This is a genomic window from Lysinibacillus sphaericus (assembly GCF_015844675.1).
GTDB classification, from domain to species: Bacteria; Bacillota; Bacilli; order Bacillales_A; family Planococcaceae; genus Lysinibacillus; species Lysinibacillus sphaericus_E.
In genome coordinates this window covers 21,670-45,416 of sequence record NZ_LDGC01000065.1, presented here as the reverse complement: position 1 = coordinate 45,416, position 23,747 = coordinate 21,670, and the positions used below count along the sequence as shown (strand labels likewise).

The window sequence follows — 23,747 nt, the reverse complement described above, 5'->3', positions numbered from 1 at the left end:
ACGTAGCCTCTTTTTCACTGCAAGTCCCTATTTAATTTACTTTGAACCAATATGGAAACGATTAAACGGATATATTGTTAATTTAGCTTCACCATAGACGGCATCTTTAGAAATTAAGCCATAATGTCGGCTATCAGAACTTCTTAAACGGTTGTCCCCGAGTACAAGATACTTACCCTCAGGTACCTTTTTCTCATTTACTAATTGCTCTAACGTGAAATTTTCTGTAATTCGTAATTGCTTAGGATCATCTGTTTGACGATTCACATAATCCTCTTTATAAGCTTTTCCATTTACATACAAAACATCGTCTTTCATTTCAACTGTATCACCTGGTAGGCCAACTACTCGTTTTATATATAGCTCATCCTCTGTTGGTGATTGAAAAACGATTTGATCAAAGCGTTCAATTTTACTCATTTTACTTACAATAATAATATCCTTATCATGATAAGTTGGGTACATAGAAGCCCCTTGTACTTTAATTGGTGCAAATAAAAATTGCTTACAGCCTAAAACAACTATAGCAGTAATTACAATAATTTTAAGATAGGATATTATATCCTGTTTGAAGCTACTTGTTTTCTCTTCTTGCATGCTCATTCCCCGATACTGTTTTTTTATAGTATAACATTTTCTACAGTATATGGACGAATTTTCACATAAATTGTTTCGTATTCATAAAAAATAGACAAAGCTACTTTATAACTTTGCCTAGATGCATTCTATTCTTTTGTTTTTCGATTATGAGTGGTTACTTTGCGTAGTAGAGTGTTGCTGATTAGTTAATAAGTCTACTGTTAAAACAATACCTACATGTAATGCAACTGCTAAAAAAAATGTACCTATAATCATCACAATCACTCCTTCAACCATTCCTAACACAATTATACATCAATTTTCTGATATTTCAAATAAATAAAATAATAAATCAATTATGTCTAGGCATAATTGCGTCCGGTATCGGCTTTGTGCTTATGCCTGCGTGAGGAAGGGCACAATGTCGGTCATTTCGGGATGCCACAGGACGTGGCGTTTTTAGACTGAGTTCCTCTATTTCAGCGAATCTCTTTTGTACCGAAAGCGTAGCTGCAGGTACAGGTGTTTGGACACCAACTGAAAGTAGTAAAAATAAAAAATCATTCAACTAGGCATGCACCCTACCTGAATGATTTTTTTATGTTTCACATGAAAATTTTTAAGCACAATAATTGTAGATGACGCATAGCTGAACTGAATGAATTTTTTTGAACTTTACGCTTAGGCACATAGCTTTGCATGCAATTGTTTAAAGCTGTATACCTAAGCACCTGGGTCCTTCCATTCATGTATCTCCCTCCCCTCATTGTCAAAAGGTTTACAACTATCGTACTCAAATTGTTACTCTTTTATTGCAAATGAGCTTTTAATTCCGATTTTATTTTTTCTAGTTCCGTCTCTTTAGGGATGAAATACCATATGTTATCAATTCTTTTGCCATCTCCCTCTTTAAACGACAACTGCTCAAGATTACCATCCATATTTTTATAAATACTTTGTAGTTGAATTAAATCCTTCATCGTAAAATTCATACGAACATTATCTCCTACTACATCAAGCATATCTGAAGCCTTTAATAATATAGAAGATTTCGATGAGGCTTTTTTCAAAACCGCTTCAATAATTTGTCGTTGGCGAATTTGACGACCGAAATCACCACGAGGATCTTCATAACGAATACGTGAGAAGATCAGTGCATTATCACCATCTAAAGTTATCTCACCCTTCGGATAATGATAAGAATCAAAGGTTAAGTCCATGTCATTATCAATGGTTACCCCACCAATCGTGTCAATAATTTGCAGGAAGCCATCCATATTAACAAACACATAATAATCAATAGGTATATCTAAAAAATGCTCCACCGTATCGACTGCCATTGGGACGCCGCCAAATGCATAGGCATGGTTGATTTTATCGACGGAATTATGTCCAATAATTTCAGTACGAGTGTCTCGAGGTATACTGAGCATCTTCATCGTTTGTTTTTCAGGGTTCACCGTAATGACAATCATCGTGTCAGAACGTCCACTGTCATCTTTTCGTTCATCCACTCCAAGCATTAACACGGAAAACGGGTCTTTTTTCGTAACTATTTTTTGTTCTTTACTTTCATCTGTTGTTTCAAATAATGGTGTATTTATTTTATTCATTGTTTTTTGGATAGTGTAATAAGCAGTACCTATAAAAATTAAAAAAATCGTTAATAAGCCACCTACTATCCAAAGCCATATTTTCTTCTTGCTCTTTTTTTCTTTAGTGCGTTTTGTATTTTTTTCCATACATAAGTCCTCTCTTGCAAAAATTTACCCTACTTTTTGACGTATTAAGTTGGAAAAAAGTTAATATAGTCTAATTATATGCATATCGGACGAAAAAAAGACGTACAGTAATATTTACTAATAACACACAATATTACTTTATTTGTAAAATAAAATTCAATTATTTAATGTCAGCTAACATTATGATAAAAGGACTTATATGATGCCACTATTTTTTATAAAAAATTAGTACTCTTATGTCCCTATATATCTTGCGGCTTATTGTGGTTGTAAATTAGCTGACTCAAGACAACTTCACATTTTATTAAAAGTCAAGAGTTCAAGTAATGCTCTTAATATTTCGGGATGTGCAACAGTATAATATGGTATTTTTCAGCTGAACTAATTTTGATATTAGTTCTGTTTTTATTTGTATTTAAGGTTGAGAAATATTTATTACCCACATCCATTATTCAACCTTTCCCGACAACACAAAGTACGTACAACTTTATAAATCAATAAATTTAATAAACATATCCACTACAGATGTTCATTACTCAACGGTGAAATGGGTAAAACAGCTTATTGAAAAGCCTTGTCAACCTGAAAAAATAAATACGGAAGTTATAGAATAAAACAAATAACAGGCCTCTACATTAAAAGTAGTGGCCTGTTATTTATTAGCTGGGAGAACTCCGAAAGCTTCAATAGGTCCTTTAAAAATAATATCGGTTATCATTTGGGCTAATTGTTCAGGAGTTTGTTTCATATCTGATTGAAGCCAATATTGAATCACACTAATAAACGTTGAACTTCCAAATAGCGCCAAAAAATCAAGTGGGTATGAAAATTGATGTTCATTCACTTTAGACGGTGAGTGGTTTCGGAACATAGATATAAAAACATTCTTTACGCGATCTTGAAAGGTAAAGAATCCTCTTGTTTTTAATAAAAATGAGGAACATCTTTTTCATTTTCTTCAATATACCTAGGTTGTACGTTTAACCATACTTTTTATTTATTCTTACATTTCATTTGCAATCTGTTTGACAATTTCATCAATGGTTGGGATAGCTGAAGTTTTATTGGCCTGTGTCAATATACTAAAGATATACCACTTACCACTCTTTCCTTTTACATAGCCACACAAAGCATATGTTCCAGAAATATAGCCTGTTTTAGCCGATACACTATAGCCCTCCATACGATTTTCTAAAGTCGCACCAACAAGGCTGCCCTTTCTTCCTGCATGCGGTAATGCATCTAAATAGGAGGAATACCAAGATTTATTGCGAACGTTATATAATAATAGACTTACTTGCATACTGCTTACTCGATTTTGATGACTTAAACCTGAACCATCTTCAATATACCAATGCTCCATATTAAGCCCAATATCTCTACCATACGTACGAATCGCTTTAATGCCAGCCGACCAGCTTCCTTCGTCAAGTAACTTTCGCCCGAGTTGTTTAGTAAACATATCACCCATCCCATTAATGCTTAACTTTAAATACATAAAGTTAATATCCTGTAATGGTTTTGAATATGAAATACCTACTTGTTGTGCATTCTCAGGTACCTTTCCTGTTTCAATAGGCATTGTTTGGATACCTTTCGCTATTAATTTTTCTCGGAATACGTCAAGTGTATATAGCGTTGGATGATAGACAGCTACATTTGTACTTTCCTGTGAATCTGCTGGTAAGTTACCTGTTACAATGATTTGATCTGTACCGTATTCTCTTGTAATTTTCACTGTACTTTTCTCGTCCTTGTTCACAACTTTTGTTTTGTTGATAACCGGAATAGTACTTGCAAACGGAACAAGCTGGACATTACCCGTAGTGCCAACCTTTGAGCCTGCCACTTTCACTTGCACAGTTGCAAGATCATATTGATCATTTGGCGAAATCGTTAATGCCGAAATGCGCGAAGCATATGATTGATCCTCTTCTTCAGGTACAATTCCTTTTGGTAAACGATCTGCATCAAACCAAGTGTCATCCCCGATTAAGGAACCCGTAATTTTCGAGATACCCATCTTTTTCAATTCATTCGAAAACGATTCTAAATGAACAGGTAAAAGCGTTGGATCTCCCCCGCCTTGTATATAAATATTACCGTGAAGAACACCATCTTTAATTGTGCCATCGACATATGACTTCGTAGCAAAGCGATAGTCAGGCCCTAATAAATCCAAAGCCGCGGCGCTAACTAAAAGCTTGAGCGAAGAAGCAGGGCGTATCATTTTGTCTCCATTTCTATTGTAAAGTACTTCCCCAGTTTCTATATCTCGTACTGTTATACTATACTCATTGTTCGTCCAATTTTCAGCAATGATGCTATTCACTTTTGTTGTCATCGTTTGCTTTCGAGCTCTTTCCTTCACAAAAAAGGTGATTGGCAAACAACAAACCATTAAAATAATTATAAAAAAAATAATTTTCTTGTTCATAGACCCTCCAATTGGCAATTTTATACTTTAAACACTTTATCCCGCAGGAAAAATCGGCATTTTTCACAAAAAAATAATATGTCAACTTTTTTATTCGACAAGAATAAACTGTAATAGCTAGCTAAATCATTTTCGGGAAAGGAGTTGTTTATAAATGGGTGCTAAATGGATAAAGATTTCAGTCTTATATTTAGTGATTGTTTTGGCTTTTGGACTGTTTATGCATTATACAATTCAACTCGAATGGACGGCGACACACGCACACATCGGTGTGGTAGGTTGGCTGACTACTGGTTTAATCGGTTTAATTTATTCAATATATAAAGATGCAGCCGAGACAGGACTGGCCAAAGCACAGTTTTGGTTCTACAATCTCGGATTGCCGTTCCTCTTAGTCGGTATGATGATGGTTCATATAGATGTACCGCGCTGGTTATTTGAGCTCTTTGTATCTGGTGGCGGTATCGCAGTAGCAATTTCAGTACTGTTCTTTTTTGTTAATGTCTTTAAAAATGTAAAATCTTAAATAGAAAGCCTCACTTTTTCACAAAGTGAGGCTTTCGGCTTGTCGGAGTTTAAGTATTATTGCAATGAATTCGCCTGCATTTGATACATTTTTTCATAAATGCCACCCTGTGCTAGTAGCTCATCATGTGTGCCACGCTCCACAATCTTGCCTCGATCTAACACAAGAATACGATCGGCATTTTTAATAGTGGAAAGTCGGTGAGCGATAATAAATGTTGTACGCCCTTTTTTCAGTACATCCATCGCATGCTGAATAATCTCCTCTGTTTCCGTATCTATATTAGAAGTAGCCTCATCTAAAATTAAAATTGCTGGGTCAAAGGCAAGGGCACGCGCAAAGGAAATTAACTGGCGTTGCCCAGATGACAACGTGCTCCCCTTCTCAATAACAGGCTCATCATAGCCATCTGGCAAGTTCGCTAAAACACGTTCCCCACCAACAGCCTTTAATGAAGCTTCTATTTTTTCTCGTGAAATTTTAGGATTATTTAGGCTAACATTCGAAGCAATAGTACCTGTAAATAAGTATGGGTCCTGTAAAACAATACCCATATGTTCACGCATTGTTTGACGAGGAACCGAAGTGATGTCGATTCCATCAATCGTAATTTTACCTATAGATGGGTCATAGAAACGGAACAATAAGTTCATAATAGAACTTTTCCCAGAGCCTGTATGGCCTACTAAGGCAATTGTTTCACCTTGGTGTGCTTCAAATGATAAATTTTTCAATACGTAATCATCATTTTTATAGGCAAAGGAAACATCTTCGAACACCACATTTCCTTTATATCGAGGCATACTTTTTTCAGCCACTGGCTCCCCGTTCGTATCTAATACTTCAAAGACACGCTTTCCTGCAACGAGTGAGCGCTCAAGCTGAGAAAATTGATTGACGATATTCGTGATCGGATTAAATAATCTCGTTAAATAATCGACAAAGGCATATAATGTCCCCGCAGAAATAACTTCTGTGGCCGTAAATGACTGTGTACTAAAGTAGAAAATAAAGACCGTAAACATAATTAGTCTTAATGTATTAACAAGGTTGAAGGACGTTGCAGAATCAAGGAAAAGTAGCTTGCGTTCATATGCATAATGCTCATTATTCATATCATCAAATTCCTTCGTCATTTGCTGCTCTCGACGGAATGCTTGAATAATTGTCATTCCTTGAATCGATTCATTAATCATTGCGTTAATATCGGCAATTTTCGTTCTAATGACATCATTATATTTCGAGGCCACTTTACGGTATAAAATCATCCATAAATAAACGACTGGTATCATAGTCAATGCTAACAATGCCATTTTCCAATTTAAAATGAAGAGTGCGATATAAACACCTGCAATAGAAATTAAACTCGTAACGAAGTTTGACAGTACTTGAACATATAAATTACGAACAGCCTCGGTATCATTCGTTACACGGGCTACAATTTTCCCCGCTGGTAAATTATCGAAGTATTGAATTGGCAATGTTTGAATATGCTCAAATACATCCTTACGTAATTTTTGTACAACACGGTTGGCACCCATTTGTAAATAAACATACATAAAATAGCGTAAAACAGCTGTAGCTATTGCTAAAAGTAAATAGACAAGTAATAGCCAAGTGATTGGTTTTAATTCAATGTGACCAATTGTCATGTAATTATCAATAATATGCTTTGCAATAAACGGCCCAACAAGCTCCGTAAAGACGGCGATTGTTAAGAAAAATAATCCTAATAGAATCGTCTTTTTAAAATACATTGCATAGCGTGTTAAACGTTGACTCGTACTCATGAGGCACCTCCTTCAAGCTGCTGACGGTCAAATTGTTCTTTATACCATCCTTGTTGTGAAAGAAGCTGCTCATGCGTTCCCTGCTCTACAATTTGGCCTTCATCTAGCACGATAATTAAATCAGCATGCTGAATTCCTGATAAACGATGCGTAGTAATAATCGTCGTTTTATCTTGTCGTTCTCGCTGTATATTTTCAATAATTCTTGCCTCCGTCTTGGCGTCTACAGCCGAAAGTGAGTCATCAAGCATTAAAATTTCAGGGTCTTTAATAAGAGCACGCGCAATGGAAACGCGTTGCTTTTGACCACCCGAAAGGGATACACCCTTTTCACCAACAAGTGTCTCAAGGCCCATTGGTAAATTTTTTAAGTCTTTTTCAAAGTATGCAGAACGAATCGCCTGGTGCAATTCAGACTGTGTAGCATCTTCTTTCCCAAATAAAATATTTTCACGAATAGTACGTGAGAATAGAACATGATCCTGTGGAACATAACCAATCCAATCAAGTAACTGCTCCTTCGTTTGTGCAGCAATATCTACTCCATCAATCGATAGCTGTCCCTCGCCGATTGGATACTCACGTAATAACTGTCGCAGGAAGGTTGTTTTTCCCGCTCCCGTTTTACCAACAATCCCAAGTGTTTGCCCCTTTTTCAACGACAAAGAAATTCGCTGAAGGTTCTTCACCTGACTCAGTGGATATTGAAAGGTTAAATCATCAAAGCCTATCGCATTTGGCATCGCAATTGTTTGTGGATTCACAATATTTTGAACATCCGCCTCGTAGTTTAGTGTTTCCTGTACGCGATCAAGAGAAGCGTTACCTTGCTGCATCACGTTTATAAGTTCCCCAATTGCAAATATTGGCCAAACTGCTAGCCCTAAGTAAACATTGAACGTTACAAGTTGCCCAACTGTCATAGCCTCAATCGCTACTAAATGAGCACCGTAGCCAAGCGCTACAACATAACTAATCCCAGTACCGACCTTTGTAATCGGTCCAAATAAGGCATTAATTTTTGCGGTATGCATATTTTTTTCATACACTAACTCGCTCATCTCTGCAAAATTTGCTTCGTCCTTTTTTTCTTGTACGTATGCCCGTACAACTCGCACACCTGCAACCGACTCTAGAACACTATCATTCAGTTCACCAAAAGCATCCTGCGCTTTCATATAGCGTTCATGCACTATTTTTCCTAAATATTGAATAAGGATGGCCATGATCGGTACTGGCAGCATTGCAAAAAAAGTAAGTTTCCACGAAATCATATAACCCATTGCAAAAATAATAAAGCCCATATAGATGGTAGAATCGATCAGTGTCATAATCCCAAACCCGGCAGTCATCGACACTGCATTTAAATCATTCGTCGCACGGGCCATTAAATCTCCGGTACGATTTTTTTCATAAAACGTTGGCGTCATGCGCAAAAATTGCTGCATAAGGTTTCGACGCAAAATTTTCTCTAGGTTAATAGCCCCTTCGAATAATCTGAATTGCCACACAAAATTAAGGATATACCCCCCAATAATGATACATACGAAAATCAAAATATACTTAGTTAAAAGGGCTGATGTCATTTCTCCAGCAGTCAATAAATCGATAATTGACCCTAGTAAATACGGTGGAACAACTTCTAATCCACTCGCGATCATTAATAGCACGACAGCTATTGTATATTGCTTCCAATATTTCTTGAAAAACCAGCTTAATTTACTTAAAACATCAAACATACGTTATAACCTTCTTTCTCTAGTACTGTTAAAAGCTTTGCTACCCACTATCCAGAAATACCTTGATGAAAATCATTCTTTCTACTTTGTTTCGCATACAAATCCACTCCTTTTTCATTGTCACTACAACCCTTTTTTTGCAACAAAAAAGACACATACCCAAAAAAGAGCATGTGTCTCTTCATAAAAGGCAAGGAATAACCCATGCCTTTTATTGCAATGTAAAATAAAATGTTAGAAGACATGGACAATGTATGCAGTTGTGATTTGAAATGATACTGGTAAAATTAACATCGTCATGCCCTCCTTTACTTAAGATTGTTATAGTGTTCTTGAAGATTATCATATCTTAGAAATATTTGTCAACCAACTTGCTGTTATTTTTTACGTTTTTCAGGAAATAATTAGCGCTTTAAAGCAATGAATTACTACAATTACAATCTTGGAACAAAGTAAACTCAGCACCTTAACAAGACTATAACTTATTGTATTGACTTTAACGCAGCGTAAACCTTTATGGTTAGTTTGTATCAACCTAAAGGAGGAAATAAACATGAATGAATTTTATCAAATGCCCTTGTTTGTAAAGCTAAAAGTAAGAGATATTGAAAAGTCAAAGGAATGGTATGCAAACGTACTCAATTTCAATTCGGTATTTGATTTTCCAGATGTGAACGGAACCATTTCAATGACACATTTAAGAGGAGCAAAGTACCAAGATTTGATGTTATTAAAGGCTGAAGAAGTCAGCATTTCTAACTCGGTCATTATTAATTTATTCTCTAATAATATTCATCGTATTTATCAAGCTGCACTAGAAAATGAAATGAAAATCATTCAACAGCCGACAGTTCAACCGTGGAATGCAAAAGAATTAACGATAGAAGATCCAGATGGCTATGTTTTCACAATAACTGAAAGTGTTGATTCTAATAAAGACTTCGGTACTGTCATTGACAATGTTAAAGGCCAATTATAGGTTCCTCTATTTCAGTGGATATGTTCAAAGCTAGTTCGATTGGGTCATAGTGTTTTATCGAAACATTTTTGTGATTTATCGAAACATTTTTGTGATTTACCGAAACATTTTCAAGGTTTATCGAAACAATTCTGTGATTTATCGAAACAATTTCAAGATTTATCGCCAAAATCTTATCGTTCCCAATAGAATCCATATAACTATAGAAATATATCTAAATTACTTCACTCATGATACACTTTTCTATATAGACATTTTAGTAAGGAGTCTTTACTTTGAAATCATTTTTAGCTGTTGGAATCGGCGGGTTTATGGGTGCCATCTGTCGATATAACCTTGGTCAAGCACTTCAAAATACAGGTGATTTTCCAATTGCAACACTTTGCATGAACTTAATTGGCTGCTTTTGTTTAGCGTGGCTATTTACTATGTTTACAAAGCGTACGCCTATTATTTTAGGAATTGGTACTGGTTTTTTAGGGGCCTTTACAACCTTTTCGACCTTTTCTTTAGAAACGCTATTACTTTTGCGAGATAGTAAATGGCTACAAGCCGTTCTTTATATTTTAGTAAGTGTTTTTGGCGGTTTAGCCTGTGCATGGCTTGGTTTTAGACTTGCGAAGGGGCGCAACGTATGATAATTATTGGTATTGGCGGATTTTTTGGTGCATTAACGAGATTTTATCTAGGAAAATTGATTGCTCATCCATACCCATGGGCAACATTTTTTATTAATATTACAGGTTCTTTTGCACTTGGCCTTCTATTTGCATTACAGCCAAATGATTGGATTTGGCAATTTATAGGGCTTGGTTTTTTAGGGGCTTATACGACATTTTCAACATTTGGTTTTGAATGTTTGCAGCTCTTGGAGCAGAAAAAATGGCAGCAAGCGATTATTTATATATGCACTACCGTTTTATTCGGTTTGCTTTTCGCTACACTTGGCTTTTTCCTTGTGTAGCAGCATTTATGACATACTAGAGGTGATTTTTTGACACAGCCATCCATTGAACAATTACAAGCACTCGAAGCTGAAATTGAACAAACATTATATACTTTAATCGACTTAGAACTAGAAGAAAACTTTCCAGAAATGAATACTCGCTTTGCACAATTACTTGCAAAGGTTCAGGCTGCTCAGTTAATTGATTATAAACTTGACGTCCTCGTTGATCCTCAAGGATTAGCAACAGAAACATGTACTCTACTACAAAGTTTAATAGAGGCAAAAGCTAGACCACAAAAAAGACAACGACTTTTAACACACCGTATGATTTTAAAAATATGGCTACGTAAAAATCAACGCTTTATGACGGAATTTTTACCACAAATGTTTTAGGCGCCTCTCGATGTTTCAAGGGCGCCTCCTTCTAAAGTTGCAATTGCTGCAACACTTCTTTTATTTTCCCTTCAATAATTAAATCAAATTGTTCTGCATGCTGTGCAATATCTAAATTAATATAAGCAGTTTTTCCTTTTGTCATCATTGGGAGTTGATTGACAGGATACACTTCGAGACTCGTACCGATGACAAGGACCAGCTCTGCCGATCTAATAGCTTCTATTGCATTGTTCCAGCTTACTTGTGGTAAGTTTTCTCCAAAAAGCACTACATTTGGGCGTAATTTACCACCACAATGTACACAACTCTCTTTGTGTAAAAAACTTCCCATTGGAGCAGCTTTCTCGCAGCGATGACAACGAATGGAACGTATCGAACCATGTAACTCCTCTACAATTTGACTTCCTGCTAGCTGATGAAAACCATCAACATTTTGCGTAGCAACTAACGATACAATTCCTCGCTTTTCCCATTCAGCTAAAATTTGATGCCCTTCATGTGGTGCTACCTTTTCCAAATTTTCTATGCGCATTTTATAAAACTCATGAAACAATGAATAATTTTGTGCCAATGCTTCTGTAGTAGCTACCGTTCGGGGATCAATATTATTCCACCAGCCTGATGCCGATCGAAAATCTGGAATCCCACTTTCGGTTGACATACCTGCACCTGTTAAAATGACCGTGCTGTTTGAGGATTGTAACCAGTCACTTAAAAGTTCAATTGTCATGTTTTCCTCCTCCATCCATAGCATCATCATAAGGTGTATAGGTCATAGTAGGGACTTTCTTTTTCACAAAAACGCGATATATTGCACGAACCAAAATGCTTGAAAAAATAAGACTTACAATGAGCGCTACGCTATTCCCGATATTCATTCCACCCGATCCTTTCTCTCCGTTAGTTTTTAATGAACTCTATTATTTATATTGTCAGCCAGAATTGGACATGCTCAAATTTTCAACCAAATTATTCTAAAATACTCATCGCATTGGAAATATTATTTAAATTAACTATTACATCTGCTTACTAATACTTCGACAACAAATCAGTTTCTCCTGTGTTTTGGTGCACCTACTTCTCCCCGGCTTTCCCTCGACGCTAATTCTATCCGTCACTTTGCGTTTTCTTTCCGTAGGGGCCTGAGTTCTTTCCGCCGCTCCGAGACTTCTATCCGTCGGTGCGGCTTTACTTTCCGTCGACATTCATTTTATCCATCACCTTGCGTTTTCTTTCCGTAGGGGCCTGAGTTCTTTCCGCCGCTCCGAGACTTCTATCCGTCGGTGCGGCTTTACTTTCCGTCGACATTCATTTTATCCATCACCTTGCGTTTTCTTTCCGTCGGAGCCGTAGTTCTTTCCGTCGCTCAGAGGCTCCTATCCCGCGGTCATAAAAAAACAGCTGAAATGCTTCAGCTGCTCTTTCTCAAATATGCTTTGATTTTAATCGTAGGTTTTTCCACATATGATAGTAAACCCCACCAGAAGTCATTATCGCTGGAACAGTAAAAATAAAGGAACCTGTAAATCCTTGCTCTGCAATGTATTGAGTTGTCCCAGAGGCAAATGTCATAAATACCCATAATACCATAGTTATTGCGAGAGCAATTGATGCTGCTAAATTTATAGGCTTTGCAAGACGTGCTAATTTATCAATAGAGGACTCTGCATCGCTGTAAATAGGTGTCGTTTCTGGAGCCGCTTTAAAAATATGCATATGAGCGCTTGAGCATACATGTGTCCAGCCACCGTAAGCAAATAGTTCAAAATACTCCTCTTCGTCAGCTTTCTGTAATTTACGATAATCAATACTAAAAATGACTTCTTCTGGTTCACCCTTTTCTAGCCCATAGCCTGCCAATCGAAATCTTTTTAAATGCCAGCCCTCTGCCGCTTTTTTTCTTAATTTTTCCATATCGAGTGCCTCAGAAAAAGCTAAACCCAGTGATGGCATATATCTCTTATTTCGCACTATTTTTTCCCCCTTTGTAATCCCCGCTCTGCCAAATGAATCATGACCTTTCTTCTTTCTATATCTTCGAGCAAAATTTCTCGACCTTTATCCGTTAAAACATAGACCTTTCTACGTGAGTCCGAATCATCGTGTAGCTGAATTAGCTGTTCGGCTACTAGTTTTTTTATAATGGTATAAAGGGATGCTGGACCCACTACGAAAGCACCTTCCGTCGTCTCCTCAATTAAACTCATGACCGCATAGCCATGCCGAGGTTCAGTTAAGGCAGCCATAATATAAAAAACCGAATCTGTTAACTGCTCTAATGATTTCATTGTTACACCTCCAATATATCACAAAACGATATATCGTTAAATAATATATCATTTTGTGATATGTAGAGCAACCCTGCCTCAAACTATAAAAATCCCCACCAAGCCGTTTCTTGGAAGGGATCATACCGTGCTTATTTATTTTCTCGAACTGGGCGATTCCAACGTAGCTGATATCTAATCATTTCTTTTTTAGTATTCTTATCTAACAACAGAAACTCATCTCCTGCTTGAATCGCATAATAGTTCTCCAATGTACGAACACCCGGATTTTTTTGCTCAGTATTCACAACACCTATATTTTCTTCCCACATTATGCGATGTTTTTTCATATCATATGATAATACGGTACTGTCTGCACTTTCCCGCTTCGTTTGCCGATAGGAAACAATGGCTGTTTGTTGTTGCAGATCTACATCTAATACAGCTGGCTCTAGATTCTTGTATGCTTGAATAGCAGGTTCAGCTAATACATTGCTACTAAATTCTCGTACCTCATCATAATCCTCCAACGGTTGATTATGCGAAGCAAAATAGCCTGGAATATCGGATTCTATGAAAAACTTTGTAGAAAGATATTTTTCCGCTTTATTATCTCCCATTAATTTGTTGCCATCAAAGCGATAAAATTCCCCATCGACACCCTCTAAATAAAGATTATTTTGCAACAAGACTACGGTATGCGAACCATTATTTAAAACATCAATTAACGGTTTGTGTTTTTTCGCAAACTCCTTTTTAGAGAGTTTTTCTTTTCCCGTGTGAATATCTAATAATGAAAGATACCCATACTCACCATCACGATGATGAATAAGAAGTCCTCCCATAAAATTTCCAATTAGCGTCTCTTTACTTGAAGAATATTTGGACCACTGTTTTTCACCTGTTTGCAAATTAATTGCTACTATTTGATGATGTGAAATAATTTGCGTAATCCCATTAGTTGTACCGTTATTTTCAGATCCTTCAACCATTTGGACAGCAATTTTCTGTGCATCATCTGTATAAATAGGAGACTCGGAATTAATAGGGAAGCTTCGACCAGCTAAGCCAAAAACAATCATCAAAAGATTAGCTAAAAAAGCATAAAGCATAAAAGTTATGATAACCGCAGTTTTTAGTCGGCGTTTAAACAAAACATACAATACTAATAAAAGTCCAACGCCAATGACAATGCCTAAAAAGATATCGTGGACTAGCCAACCATTAAAACGCCACGAATCAATATATCGTTGAAAAAAATTGTCCAATTCTCCTCCTCCTAGATTAATTCGTTCTATACTTCCAAATGATAGTTTTGACGTTCCCCTCTTTAATTACATTATAAAAGAATAATCTTTTATGACCTTACAAATTTCCACATTATATTGCTTGTACCATTTTTCTTTTCCAAATTGCTGAGCAACTAGATGTTTTGAATTTTCTTTCCATGCCTGAATAGCCTCTAGTGATTCCCAATACGATACAGTAATACCCTTCCCTTCGGTATTTCTAGCACTTTCTATACGAAGAAAACCTGGCTGCTTTTGTGCTAATTCATCCATAACTTCTGCCATCTTCACATAGCCTTCTTCATCCTCGTCTGTTCGTTGTGACGTAAAAATTACAGCATAATATGTTTCCATAGCTATTTACTCCTTCCTAAATATGTATTAATGTAAACGATAAATACTTTTGTGAATATCGAAATGTGGAATGCAGAAAGGATTGTGACAAATGGGTATTAATCCAAACATGGCTGAAATCGGTTCTCTCCTTGGAGAGACTTCAAGAGCTACAATGCTTGCTAGTATGATGGATGGTCGTTTTCATACTGCCAGTGAATTAGCCTATATGGCTGCTATTAAACCTCAGACTGCTAGTTTTCATCTCGCTAAGCTAGTAGAAGGTAAACTTGTTAGAGTAGAGAAACAAGGTCGTCATCGATATTTTCAATTAGCAGGCGAAGAAATTGCACAATTACTAGAATCCTTCCTAGCGATTTCTCCACCACCTGAAGTACGCTCTTTAAAACAATCAAGTCAAATGAAATTACTACAGGATGCAAGAACTTGCTATGACCATCTAGCTGGTAAACTTGGCGTTCAATTAACAGAATCATTGCTTAACACTGGTTTTCTAAAACTAGAAGAGAAACAGTTTCTCATAACAGATGAAGGCACACAATTTTTTACGGATTTCGGACTTGATTTAGATGATTTAAAAAGAAAGCGTCGATCATTTTCCCATGCATGTTTAGATTGGAGTGAACGACGTTATCATCTAGCTGGCGCACTTGGTAAAGGAATGCTGACACGTTTTTTAAGCTTGGGATGGGTAACTCGTGTCCCATCTATTCGTGCCATTAAAGTGACGGAAAAAGGACGAGCAGGCTTTAAAGAAGTATTTAAATTTGAAATTTAAAATAGTCTATCTTCTTTCGCGGGAAGGCTAACATTTAAAGTCTCTCCGCAAATATTTTTATTAGATTTAGCTGTAAAGTTACGGTTCACTAAATAGATACCAGCAATAATAAACAGACCTCCGACAACTAACGATAGTTTTAAAGGTTCATCTAATAGTACCCAACCTGTTAACACACCGAAAAAAGGAGCTAAAAACAAAAAGGCACTCGTTTTTCCAGGGTCACTATTTTGCAAAAGATAATACCAGCCCGCAAATTGAACAATTGACGAGAAAATACTTAGCCAAAATAGAATAAATAAAGAATGAGCGTTTACAGTAAAAAATGGTTGTTCTAACACGAAACTCGCAACTAAAAGTAATATACCGCCCAAAAGCATTTGATAGGCTGATAGCACCCATGTATCAAATAACACACCCCATTTTTTTGCTAGCAGTGTCGCAATGGCCCAAAGAACGGCCGAAAGAATGCCGAAAATAATGCCAATTTTAATTTCAACTTGTGCACCCATTGTAATCATAACACCAATAACCCCCAACAAAACACCACACCATTGATACAATCGGTAACGAGCCTTCATAAATACAGTAGCAAATATGACTACAAGCAAAGGATTCGTAAATGTTAAAATAGAGGATTCACTCGCCGTAATTGTACGTAAGCTTAAAAAAATACAGCCCATTACACCAGCGGTTTGAAATCCCCCTATTGTTAAAATTTTAATCCAACCTTCTTTTGAGGTCGGATGAGGCCTTTTTAAAGCAATCACGATGACAGCCATCATCATCCCTGCTAGTGTAAAGCGGAGTGCAGCCAATAACAGTGGAGATGCGTACGGCAACCCCAATTTGACAACGGCAAATGAAGACCCCATTAGAAATGTTGTTAAAACTAATAATGTTATAAATTTATAAATATTCATTGTTGTCCTCCTATTTCTATGTCTAAGGACATTATAGATAGGAAAAACTTCAACGCTTATCGAAGTATGAAATGCATAATTTTAAATTTAGAGATAGTGAAACGAAACTTTTTCAGTTTCATATCATTTTTTAAGCGTATACTTAGCTGAATATAGTCAATAGGAGGAAGCTGCCTTGAAAATATTACTAGCAGAAGATGATGCACGATTAAGAAGAAATATCGTTCATATGTTAAAGAAAGAATTTCATACTGTGACTGAAGCGGCAAATGGGCAGGAAGCGCTAAATCATACGCTTACTGAGAAATATGATCTTGTTATTTTAGATTGGATGATGCCGCATGTTAGTGGCATTGAAGTATGCCAACAGTTACGAAACACTGGATTCAATGGGAGTATTTTAATGCTAACAGCGAAGGACGACACAGAGGACATTATTAAAGGACTTGATAGTGGCGCAGATGATTACATAGTGAAACCATTTAAAATAGAAGAATTGTTAGCAAGAATTCGCGCATTACTGCGAAGAAAAGATAAAGTGATAGAACAGGTCATTCAGGTCGATCAATTACAGCTGAATGTAGATTCACGTGTGTTTTTGTACAATAATGAAGTAGTTGATCTTACTAAAAATGAATTTTTACTGTTAGAATATTTATTTATCAATAAAGGACGTGTACTAACTAGAGAACAAATTTGTATTTATATTTGGGGCTACGATTACGATATTTCGAATAACTCTTTAGATTCTTTAGTCAAGCTTGTTCGAAAAAAAATTGATGATGGTCAATCTAAATCACGTATTCAAAATGTTAGAGGGATTGGCTATAAACTGAGGGAAGACTAATGTTTCATAAAACGAAAAAAAAATTATCCTTTTTGTATGCAACACTTTACTTATTGTTATTTTCACTATTCGTTATTGTGCTATACTTTTCCCTCGTGAAATTAATGGAAAATCAACAAATAAACGAATTAGAAGATTTTTATGTTCGGCAAGAGCACGATTTCTTTGAACATGTTCATGCCGACACAAAAACTTTAAGTTATGATCCAAATCGCAGTTTTTTTTACTATATTTACACAAAGGATCATAAGTTTGTCCATGGTGACGAATCTTTCAAGGGACTGAAAAATCAAATTGAAAAAGCGTTTGGCAATAGAAATCCAGATGAGGACCTCGTGCAGCATTACGAATGGCAAGAAGAGCATTTTCTACTTCTGAAAAAGCCAATTTTCAACGACGATACGGTAGCCGGTTATATAATCGTTGGTAAATCAGTAACGTCACAGCATCATTTTTTCCAAATGACAAAGTATTTACTAATATTATTAACTTGTATTTCAACGGTCATAATCGGTCTGCTGTCCTATTATATGGCTGGGAAAGCGATGGTACCTATTCAATGGTCGTTCGATAAACAAAAAAAATTCGTATCCGATGCATCTCATGAATTACGAACACCATTAAGTATTTTTTATAGTTCACTTGAAATTTTAGAAGTAGAGGAAGCAAAGAAATTAAGCCCTTTTGGGAAAGAATTATTGACGGATTTAAAAGATGAGGCTGAAATAATGAAAGAGCTCATAGATAAACTGCTGTTCTTAGCAAGACATGATCAGCAGCAGGTTTCCATTCAAAAAGAAATCATACCGTTATCAACTTTACTCCAAAAAGTGAGCTCGAAATTCCAAAGGATTATGCCTCCCGAAATCCAGTTTTCTACTGAAATCCAAGAAAACATCGAGCTGCTTGGTGATGCTTCAAAGATACAAGAGCTGCTCTATATTCTTTTAGACAATGCGATAAGATATACAAATAGTGGCGCAATAACACTGACGCTTTTAAAAAATAGAGATGCTGTAAAAATTACTGTTGCCGATAGTGGCATTGGTATGACTGAACAGGAATTGTCTTTAGTGTTTGAGCGATTCTACCGAGGTGATGCTGCTCGTCAACGAAATGGCTCTGGCTTAGGCCTGTCCATAGCAAAAGCAATAGTGGAGCAACATAATGGAATAATTTATGCGACAAGTAAAGTAGATCAAGGAACTACATTTCATATTGAATTCTCTATATAAGAAATCGGGGCTTTTTAAAACAGCCCCGATTTCTCTTAATTATTGTGTGACGTTGAAATATTTAATCTTTTCATGAACTGGCTTATTGTTCTCGCTACCAGCACTAACATCGTTGTCCCCCCAGAAACTACATAAAACATGATAATCAACGTATTTTCTGTATCCGTTCCAATTAGCACTCCATGAGCAAGTGAAAATACCCATGCTGGTAACACAAGAAAGTGAAGTTTTTTCCATAAGTTGCGATTCATTGTTCGAATCCATAAATCCGATGTCAGGATTACCAGTAAAAATAAATAAAATGCGATTGTTCCAAGAGCCGATGGTAGAGATTGATATTTTGCTGAGAACGGAAATAAAATCCCTACTATGCTATAAGGCTCATAATGATCGATTAACAGCAATAACATATGTGCGATGACGGTCATTAACCCTAGCCATCCTGAATGTTGATGTAGATGATAAATTAAATTTTTATGTGATTTAACAAATGATGATTTTCTTAACAACCCAAATATAATGGAAATTGTAAAGTAAAAATACGCTAAAAACCCTAATAATCGAATCCATTCCCATGTACTTATGATCATTTAATTCACCCCTATCATTTTCCAATTTCCTACTTGCCCTTCTTTAACAATGAAACGGGCACTTTGTTGACAATTATTTTCGAACCATTGCTGCAATTCACGCTCATCCATAAGAAAGCAAAGTTTTGCCCCAACCTCTGCATCACATAAAGAGGACGTTACGACTGAAGCTTGTAATACTTCTGTATTTGCGATTTCACCTGTTTGTCCGTTTAATATATGATGTTTCTTCATTGCTCCTTGCATCCAGCTTCGATAAACCCGATTGGATGTAGCAATGGCGCCTGTTTTCAGTTTAATCGAGCTAATTTCCTTATCGATATCCAAGGCATCGGCAACACCGATTGTCCAAGTCTTTTCCCCAGAAGACCACATCTTCATATCCCCTCCCCCGTCTATTAATCCGAAATCAGGCGATACCTCTTGCTCAAGCCAATTCGCCAATTTTTCAATCGCATACCCTTTAGCAAATCCACCTAAATCAATTTCCTGCTGTTCCACCCTCAGTATTTGCTCATCACCTAGAAATTCAAATGGTCGCTCTGCCATTAGCGGTTGGTTTTGAAATGCCTTCCTTTTAGCTGTATCAAATGGGAAAGAATGATGGTAGCCATGATGTTCTAATTGACATTTAAGATATGGAGAAAATAAACCATTAGAAAGCTGGTAATACCGATCCGCTTGCACTAAACAATCATAAAGGAGCGAACTAATGCGGAGCGTTTTTCCAATTTCTAAACTATTAAGTTGTGATAATTCATTATTTGATTGAAATCTTGACCATTCTTTTGCTACGTATTGAAGCCAATTCTCTGCTTTTTCTTTCCATACAAAATGAGCCTCTTTTGGCATAGCAATATAAAATTCAGTATTCATTATTTGTAAAGTTAGTGAATCCACACGCCCCACTCCATTACGTTCTTTTCGTTTTGCGCTCGCTTTTGACAGCAGCTTGCCTTGTCACTTCAAAGTTTGTCCAGTCTAGCTGTACTAATTCTTTTTCTTTTTTTGTCATATTTCCCTGATCTACTTCCTGAATATTAATAGTGCTTGTAGATTCGGCCTCTGCTGGGCTGTTGATTTGGGATAGTATTGCAGCTGATAAAAGTAGCCCCGATGCTCCTAATACCCATTTAGCTTTTTTTGGATCTTTCATAGTGCTTCCCCCTAATTCGTAATTGGCTGGCAGACAAACGTTTGGTTACTTTCTTGCCATTCAGCTATATAACCTAAGCCATTCGTTATTGTACTAATAGGTACATATAATTCTTCATTCACATAAAACGCTTGTGCAGGTAATGGTGTTTTCACATTGTTATCATATGCAACGTTAGTTCCTGCACGGTAAATCAATTCATTTTTTTGATGTTGGATATTTAAAATCTTACTTGCTTTGTAAAAGGTTGCTTTTGCTCCTAAAACTTGAGCTACTGATTTTCCTGGCACAAAAAATTCCCCGTCTTTTGGTATTACAAAAAAGCTCAGCTCCTTATTTGTACCTTCTACCTTGAACGTAACCTTTTGAGAGCTTGTAAACGGTAATAATACTTTATCTGCTGCAACTGTTCGTGTCCAAATATTCCAAGTCCCTTTTGCACTTACAACATCTTGAAAATAGTAAGTTTCACCTTCTTCTTCATCGTCATAGTAATAATTCTCATCATCATCATCATCGTCGTCTTTATAGTCCTTATATTCTTTATACTTTTCATGTTTTTTATCTTCATGTTTATGATCGTCTGCATGTACGACAACGTCATTTGTAACGAAACCCGCTAATATAAGTACTACAAAAAGACTATTTTTATTCATCCTCATCTATAACACTCCTTTCCTTTGTCTTCATTCTAGGTTTTAAAAATGATACGAGACTGAATTTTTTAAACAAATTTTTGCAGACAAAAAGCCATTTCTATGGACAGATTCCTCTGCACTAAGAAATGGCTTTGTTCATAAGGCAATTATTTTAAGCTTCCAATCAGAGTACTTAAAACCTTTTAGTCAATGAAAATAGAAATACATTCGCCCTCTGACAATCTTGCACTAGGTTTAATAATTTTATCATTTAATTGAATCGTACCTTTTTCAATTTTTTTGATGATCTGCGATCGGCTCCAATCATCAATTTGGTTTGCAAGCACTTTATCAATTCGATGTTTTCCTGTCACATCATCTATTACAATGTGTATTACCTTTATTCCTTGTTCTGCTAAGCAAGATATCGCAATCGTTGGCAAAATTGAAAAATCCTCTTTCTGCTCTTCTATTTCAACAACATGCTCTGAGAACGTTTTATAAATAGCTAACTTTTTATTCCAAGTATGATTTCTTTTGCATTTATAAATTGCATATTGATAAATATTTTTTCCATTTGCATTATGCCTTCGTACAGTTGTATCCGTAAAAACAGATAATGTTCCACACATTTTACAGTGCTTCTTGACAGTTCGTTCTGGTAATTGAGAAAGCTTCCAGCGGAATGTACTATTTAACATGTATCCTTCACCTCTTAAGATAAAGGTACGCAAGCGTCTATTTGGATATTTCGCAGTACAATGTGAAATTTCTTAAATAAAGCCATTTCCGACTGAACACTACTGTAATTAACATTGTTTTCACACAAAAGAAGCAAGCCGTCCTAATTCTAAAAAAATTTAAATAGGATAATTACCCCCTTACTTTCTACAAACATACATATTATAGAAATAGAAAGGAGGAATATTTCATGGGATACTATTGCGGTGGCTCTTCAGGCGGCTATGGCGGTTCATCATTCGTTCTAATTGTCGTTCTATTTATTCTTTTAATTATTGTCGGCGCTAGTTTCATGTATTAATCTTCGGAACCTTTTTGTTACAGCATAAAAAAATAGGGTAAAGCTAATTAACCTTACAACTCCTTCTTCTAGGGTCACTTTTACCAAAGTGATCCTTTTTAATTAACCTACCTGTGGAATTCAGAAAATCCCTCTGTCTTCTTTAATTTAATGTTATAGCATTCAATTCGTTTAGATTTATTATATTGTTAAAATGAACTGATTACCAATTACCTTTTAATATCAAGTGTTATCAGTCCCTTTTATATAAAAATTTAAGCATTGTATAGTTAATAATCAATACCCCTTTTGATTACGATGCATAGAATAAATAAAAGAAAGGGGGGATTTATTATGTCTCAAAATTGCGGTAGTGGAAGTGGTGGCGGTTATGGTACAGGTTCAGCATTCGCGCTAATTGTTGTTCTATTCATTCTTTTAATTATTGTTGGCGCTAGTTTCATGTGTTATTAATACCCAATACCGCCACTAATGCTCATAACTAGTGTAAGGTAATACTAGTTTAACCTCACAACTTCAAATCTGTACTAAGGGTCACTATCCTCCAGTGACCCTTTTATACTTCCTCTTCCAATGTTCAGCGCCTAAAGTTATGTTCGTAATCATCTAATGCTATTTTTTCAAAATTTCACTGAGTTATCCTAAGATAAATATCGCAACTATTTTTGACAACTATACATAGTATAAAGTATAAGAAAGGAGGGATTTACAATGTCTGAATACTATGGTAATGGGTATGGAAATGGCTCACAATTTGCGCTAATTGTTGTTCTATTCATCCTTCTAATTATTGTCGGCGCTAGTTTCATTAGATATTAATACCTAATACTTCCGCTTATACCTGCTCATAACTAGTGTAAGGTAATACTAATGTAACCTTACACCTTTATATTTACTAAGGGTCACTATCCTCCAGTGACCCTTTAAACATTCCCCCATTTAACCTTTAAAGGCAAATTAAAAAGCCACTCCTAGTTAAATGTGACTTTATCATATTTAGCTATCTTTAATTGTTCAAATCTTTTACTTTTAAATACAGGAACTAAGGCAAGATTCTGGACATACATAAGTAAAATTTTTGTTTTGTGGTAACGACCATTTATGGAGTGTTCCACGTCTCGTGCAGCCAGTCAAAGCCAAAAGAACCTATGATGCTGTAAAGCCTGATGCGCCAAAAATATTTATCCGAAACTTTCAGCGCCGTAGCTTGGCACATACTTTCGCAGTCGTTGGACACTAGAAGCCTATAGCCCTTTTGATTGCCAACCTTCAATGTATGTAAATAGCGCCAATCTAGCTGTTTCAAAATTTACATATCGTGTTCAATATACTTCTTCTTATTTAAATATCGCAATCATAAGTATTTCTCACATACTACCTTTTAAATCTGTATCTACTTCGTCTTTAAGTTTTTTCTAATCTCAAGATAATAAACTATGAAACATAACTTCCTAATCATAATATAGTAAGGTAAAGCAAATATGCTTTGCA

Annotated in this window: 28 protein-coding genes and 1 pseudogene; 11 read left to right on the top strand and 18 right to left on the bottom strand. The window is 36.0% G+C overall.

Annotated elements, in window-relative coordinates; genetic code table 11:
* Positions 1-36: 36 nt before the first annotated feature.
* The 5 genes and pseudogenes from lepB to dacB form a co-directional block, all read right to left on the bottom strand.
* Positions 37-597: a signal peptidase I gene (gene lepB / locus ABE34_RS15965; RefSeq protein ID WP_197143477.1), complete on the bottom strand. Its 561-nt coding sequence runs from the start codon at positions 595-597 to the stop codon at positions 37-39.
* A 147-nt stretch (positions 598-744) separates the two neighbouring features.
* Positions 745-855 (bottom strand): transcriptional regulator, encoded by a 111-nt coding sequence (locus ABE34_RS15960; protein WP_197143476.1) that lies wholly within the window; start codon positions 853-855, stop codon positions 745-747.
* A 533-nt stretch (positions 856-1,388) separates the two neighbouring features.
* Positions 1,389-2,321 carry an LCP family protein gene (locus ABE34_RS15955; protein WP_197143475.1) on the bottom strand — a complete coding sequence of 311 codons (933 nt, stop codon included), beginning with the start codon at positions 2,319-2,321 and terminating at the stop codon, positions 1,389-1,391.
* Positions 2,322-2,973: 652 nt separating this feature from the next.
* Positions 2,974-3,240, bottom strand: a pseudogene (locus ABE34_RS25865) (TetR-like C-terminal domain-containing protein); the annotation flags it as partial.
* Positions 3,241-3,324: 84 nt separating this feature from the next.
* Complete coding sequence (gene dacB / locus ABE34_RS15945) at positions 3,325-4,758, bottom strand: D-alanyl-D-alanine carboxypeptidase/D-alanyl-D-alanine endopeptidase (RefSeq protein WP_197143474.1); 1,434 nt, start codon at positions 4,756-4,758, stop codon at positions 3,325-3,327.
* A gap of 154 nt (positions 4,759-4,912) precedes the next feature.
* Between dacB and ABE34_RS15940 the strand changes: the two genes are divergently transcribed.
* Positions 4,913-5,284 (top strand): hypothetical protein, encoded by a 372-nt coding sequence (locus tag ABE34_RS15940; protein WP_197143473.1) that lies wholly within the window; start codon positions 4,913-4,915, stop codon positions 5,282-5,284.
* A 56-nt stretch (positions 5,285-5,340) separates the two neighbouring features.
* Here ABE34_RS15940 and ABE34_RS15935 read toward each other — a convergent pair whose 3' ends face one another.
* Positions 5,341-7,074: an ABC transporter ATP-binding protein gene (locus tag ABE34_RS15935; protein ID WP_197143472.1), complete on the bottom strand. Its 1,734-nt coding sequence runs from the start codon at positions 7,072-7,074 to the stop codon at positions 5,341-5,343.
* Positions 7,071-8,813, bottom strand: coding sequence for an ABC transporter ATP-binding protein (locus tag ABE34_RS15930; protein WP_197143471.1), 1,743 nt, complete (start codon positions 8,811-8,813; stop codon positions 7,071-7,073). The genes ABE34_RS15935 and ABE34_RS15930 overlap by 4 nt, the downstream gene beginning before the upstream one ends.
* A 553-nt stretch (positions 8,814-9,366) precedes the next feature.
* Here ABE34_RS15930 and ABE34_RS15925 point away from each other — a divergent pair.
* The 4 genes from ABE34_RS15925 (at position 9,367) to ABE34_RS15910 (ending at position 11,134) form a co-directional block, all read left to right on the top strand.
* On the top strand, positions 9,367-9,792 hold the full coding sequence (locus ABE34_RS15925; protein ID WP_197143470.1) for a VOC family protein: 426 nt from the start codon (positions 9,367-9,369) through the stop codon (positions 9,790-9,792).
* A 275-nt stretch (positions 9,793-10,067) separates the two neighbouring features.
* Positions 10,068-10,430 carry a fluoride efflux transporter CrcB gene (gene crcB / locus ABE34_RS15920; RefSeq protein ID WP_197143469.1) on the top strand — a complete coding sequence of 121 codons (363 nt, stop codon included), beginning with the start codon at positions 10,068-10,070 and terminating at the stop codon, positions 10,428-10,430.
* Entirely contained in the window at positions 10,427-10,756 is a 330-nt protein-coding gene (crcB, locus tag ABE34_RS15915; protein ID WP_197143468.1) for a fluoride efflux transporter CrcB, read from the top strand. Before crcB (ABE34_RS15920) ends, crcB (ABE34_RS15915) begins: the two co-directional genes overlap by 4 nt.
* Before the next feature lie 30 nt (positions 10,757-10,786).
* Positions 10,787-11,134, top strand: a complete 348-nt coding sequence (locus tag ABE34_RS15910) for a hypothetical protein (RefSeq protein WP_197143467.1) — start codon at positions 10,787-10,789, stop codon at positions 11,132-11,134.
* 31 nt (positions 11,135-11,165) lie between these two features.
* Here the strand turns inward: ABE34_RS15910 and ABE34_RS15905 are convergent, their stop codons facing one another.
* The 5 genes from ABE34_RS15905 to ABE34_RS15880 all read right to left on the bottom strand — a co-directional run bounded on the left by ABE34_RS15905 (position 11,166) and on the right by ABE34_RS15880 (position 15,047).
* On the bottom strand, positions 11,166-11,867 hold the full coding sequence (locus tag ABE34_RS15905; protein WP_197143466.1) for an SIR2 family NAD-dependent protein deacylase: 702 nt from the start codon (positions 11,865-11,867) through the stop codon (positions 11,166-11,168).
* 695 nt (positions 11,868-12,562) lie between these two features.
* On the bottom strand, positions 12,563-13,108 hold the full coding sequence (locus ABE34_RS15895; RefSeq protein ID WP_346655576.1) for a DUF2812 domain-containing protein: 546 nt from the start codon (positions 13,106-13,108) through the stop codon (positions 12,563-12,565).
* The gene (locus ABE34_RS15890; protein WP_197143464.1) at positions 13,108-13,425 is read right to left on the bottom strand and encodes a PadR family transcriptional regulator; all 318 of its coding nucleotides are present in this window, start codon (positions 13,423-13,425) and stop codon (positions 13,108-13,110) included. The genes ABE34_RS15895 and ABE34_RS15890 overlap by 1 nt, the downstream gene beginning before the upstream one ends.
* Before the next feature lie 131 nt (positions 13,426-13,556).
* Entirely contained in the window at positions 13,557-14,672 is a 1,116-nt protein-coding gene (locus tag ABE34_RS15885) for a PA2928 family protein (protein WP_197143463.1), read from the bottom strand.
* 66 nt (positions 14,673-14,738) lie between these two features.
* Positions 14,739-15,047 carry an antibiotic biosynthesis monooxygenase family protein gene (locus tag ABE34_RS15880; protein WP_197143462.1) on the bottom strand — a complete coding sequence of 103 codons (309 nt, stop codon included), beginning with the start codon at positions 15,045-15,047 and terminating at the stop codon, positions 14,739-14,741.
* A 91-nt stretch (positions 15,048-15,138) separates the two neighbouring features.
* On the opposite strand from ABE34_RS15880, the gene ABE34_RS15875 reads away from it, so the two are divergent.
* A complete protein-coding gene (locus ABE34_RS15875; protein WP_197143461.1) occupies positions 15,139-15,825 on the top strand; it encodes an ArsR/SmtB family transcription factor in 687 nt (228 codons plus the stop codon).
* Here ABE34_RS15875 and ABE34_RS15870 read toward each other — a convergent pair.
* The gene (locus tag ABE34_RS15870) at positions 15,822-16,748 is read right to left on the bottom strand and encodes a DMT family transporter (RefSeq protein WP_197143460.1); all 927 of its coding nucleotides are present in this window, start codon (positions 16,746-16,748) and stop codon (positions 15,822-15,824) included. The two genes, ABE34_RS15875 and ABE34_RS15870, sit on opposite strands and share 4 nt — an antisense overlap.
* 175 nt (positions 16,749-16,923) lie before the next feature.
* Between ABE34_RS15870 and ABE34_RS15865 the strand changes: the two genes are divergently transcribed.
* Together ABE34_RS15865 and ABE34_RS15860 are read left to right on the top strand one after the other, a co-directional pair.
* Entirely contained in the window at positions 16,924-17,595 is a 672-nt protein-coding gene (locus ABE34_RS15865; RefSeq protein ID WP_197143459.1) for a response regulator transcription factor, read from the top strand.
* Positions 17,595-18,830, top strand: a complete 1,236-nt coding sequence (locus ABE34_RS15860; RefSeq protein WP_197143458.1) for a sensor histidine kinase — start codon at positions 17,595-17,597, stop codon at positions 18,828-18,830. The genes ABE34_RS15865 and ABE34_RS15860 overlap by 1 nt, the downstream gene beginning before the upstream one ends.
* A 35-nt stretch (positions 18,831-18,865) precedes the next feature.
* Here ABE34_RS15860 and ABE34_RS15855 read toward each other — a convergent pair whose 3' ends face one another.
* From ABE34_RS15855 to ABE34_RS15835, 5 genes are all read right to left on the bottom strand, one after another.
* Positions 18,866-19,420: a ferric reductase-like transmembrane domain-containing protein gene (locus tag ABE34_RS15855; RefSeq protein WP_197143457.1), complete on the bottom strand. Its 555-nt coding sequence runs from the start codon at positions 19,418-19,420 to the stop codon at positions 18,866-18,868.
* Positions 19,421-20,320: an FAD:protein FMN transferase gene (locus ABE34_RS15850; protein ID WP_346655575.1), complete on the bottom strand. Its 900-nt coding sequence runs from the start codon at positions 20,318-20,320 to the stop codon at positions 19,421-19,423.
* A gap of 13 nt (positions 20,321-20,333) precedes the next feature.
* On the bottom strand, positions 20,334-20,576 hold the full coding sequence (locus ABE34_RS15845; protein ID WP_197143456.1) for a hypothetical protein: 243 nt from the start codon (positions 20,574-20,576) through the stop codon (positions 20,334-20,336).
* An 11-nt stretch (positions 20,577-20,587) separates the two neighbouring features.
* Positions 20,588-21,238, bottom strand: coding sequence for a copper amine oxidase N-terminal domain-containing protein (locus ABE34_RS15840; protein ID WP_197143455.1), 651 nt, complete (start codon positions 21,236-21,238; stop codon positions 20,588-20,590).
* A gap of 179 nt (positions 21,239-21,417) precedes the next feature.
* Positions 21,418-21,915, bottom strand: a complete 498-nt coding sequence (locus ABE34_RS15835; protein ID WP_197143454.1) for a cytoplasmic protein — start codon at positions 21,913-21,915, stop codon at positions 21,418-21,420.
* 230 nt (positions 21,916-22,145) lie between these two features.
* Between ABE34_RS15835 and ABE34_RS15830 the strand changes: the two genes are divergently transcribed.
* From ABE34_RS15830 to ABE34_RS15820, 3 genes are all read left to right on the top strand, one after another.
* A complete protein-coding gene (locus tag ABE34_RS15830; protein WP_079561273.1) occupies positions 22,146-22,256 on the top strand; it encodes a YjcZ family sporulation protein in 111 nt (36 codons plus the stop codon).
* A gap of 333 nt (positions 22,257-22,589) precedes the next feature.
* On the top strand, positions 22,590-22,709 hold the full coding sequence (locus ABE34_RS15825; RefSeq protein ID WP_197143453.1) for a YjcZ family sporulation protein: 120 nt from the start codon (positions 22,590-22,592) through the stop codon (positions 22,707-22,709).
* 258 nt (positions 22,710-22,967) lie between these two features.
* Positions 22,968-23,075: a YjcZ family sporulation protein gene (locus ABE34_RS15820; protein WP_197143452.1), complete on the top strand. Its 108-nt coding sequence runs from the start codon at positions 22,968-22,970 to the stop codon at positions 23,073-23,075.
* Positions 23,076-23,747 lie beyond the last annotated feature (672 nt).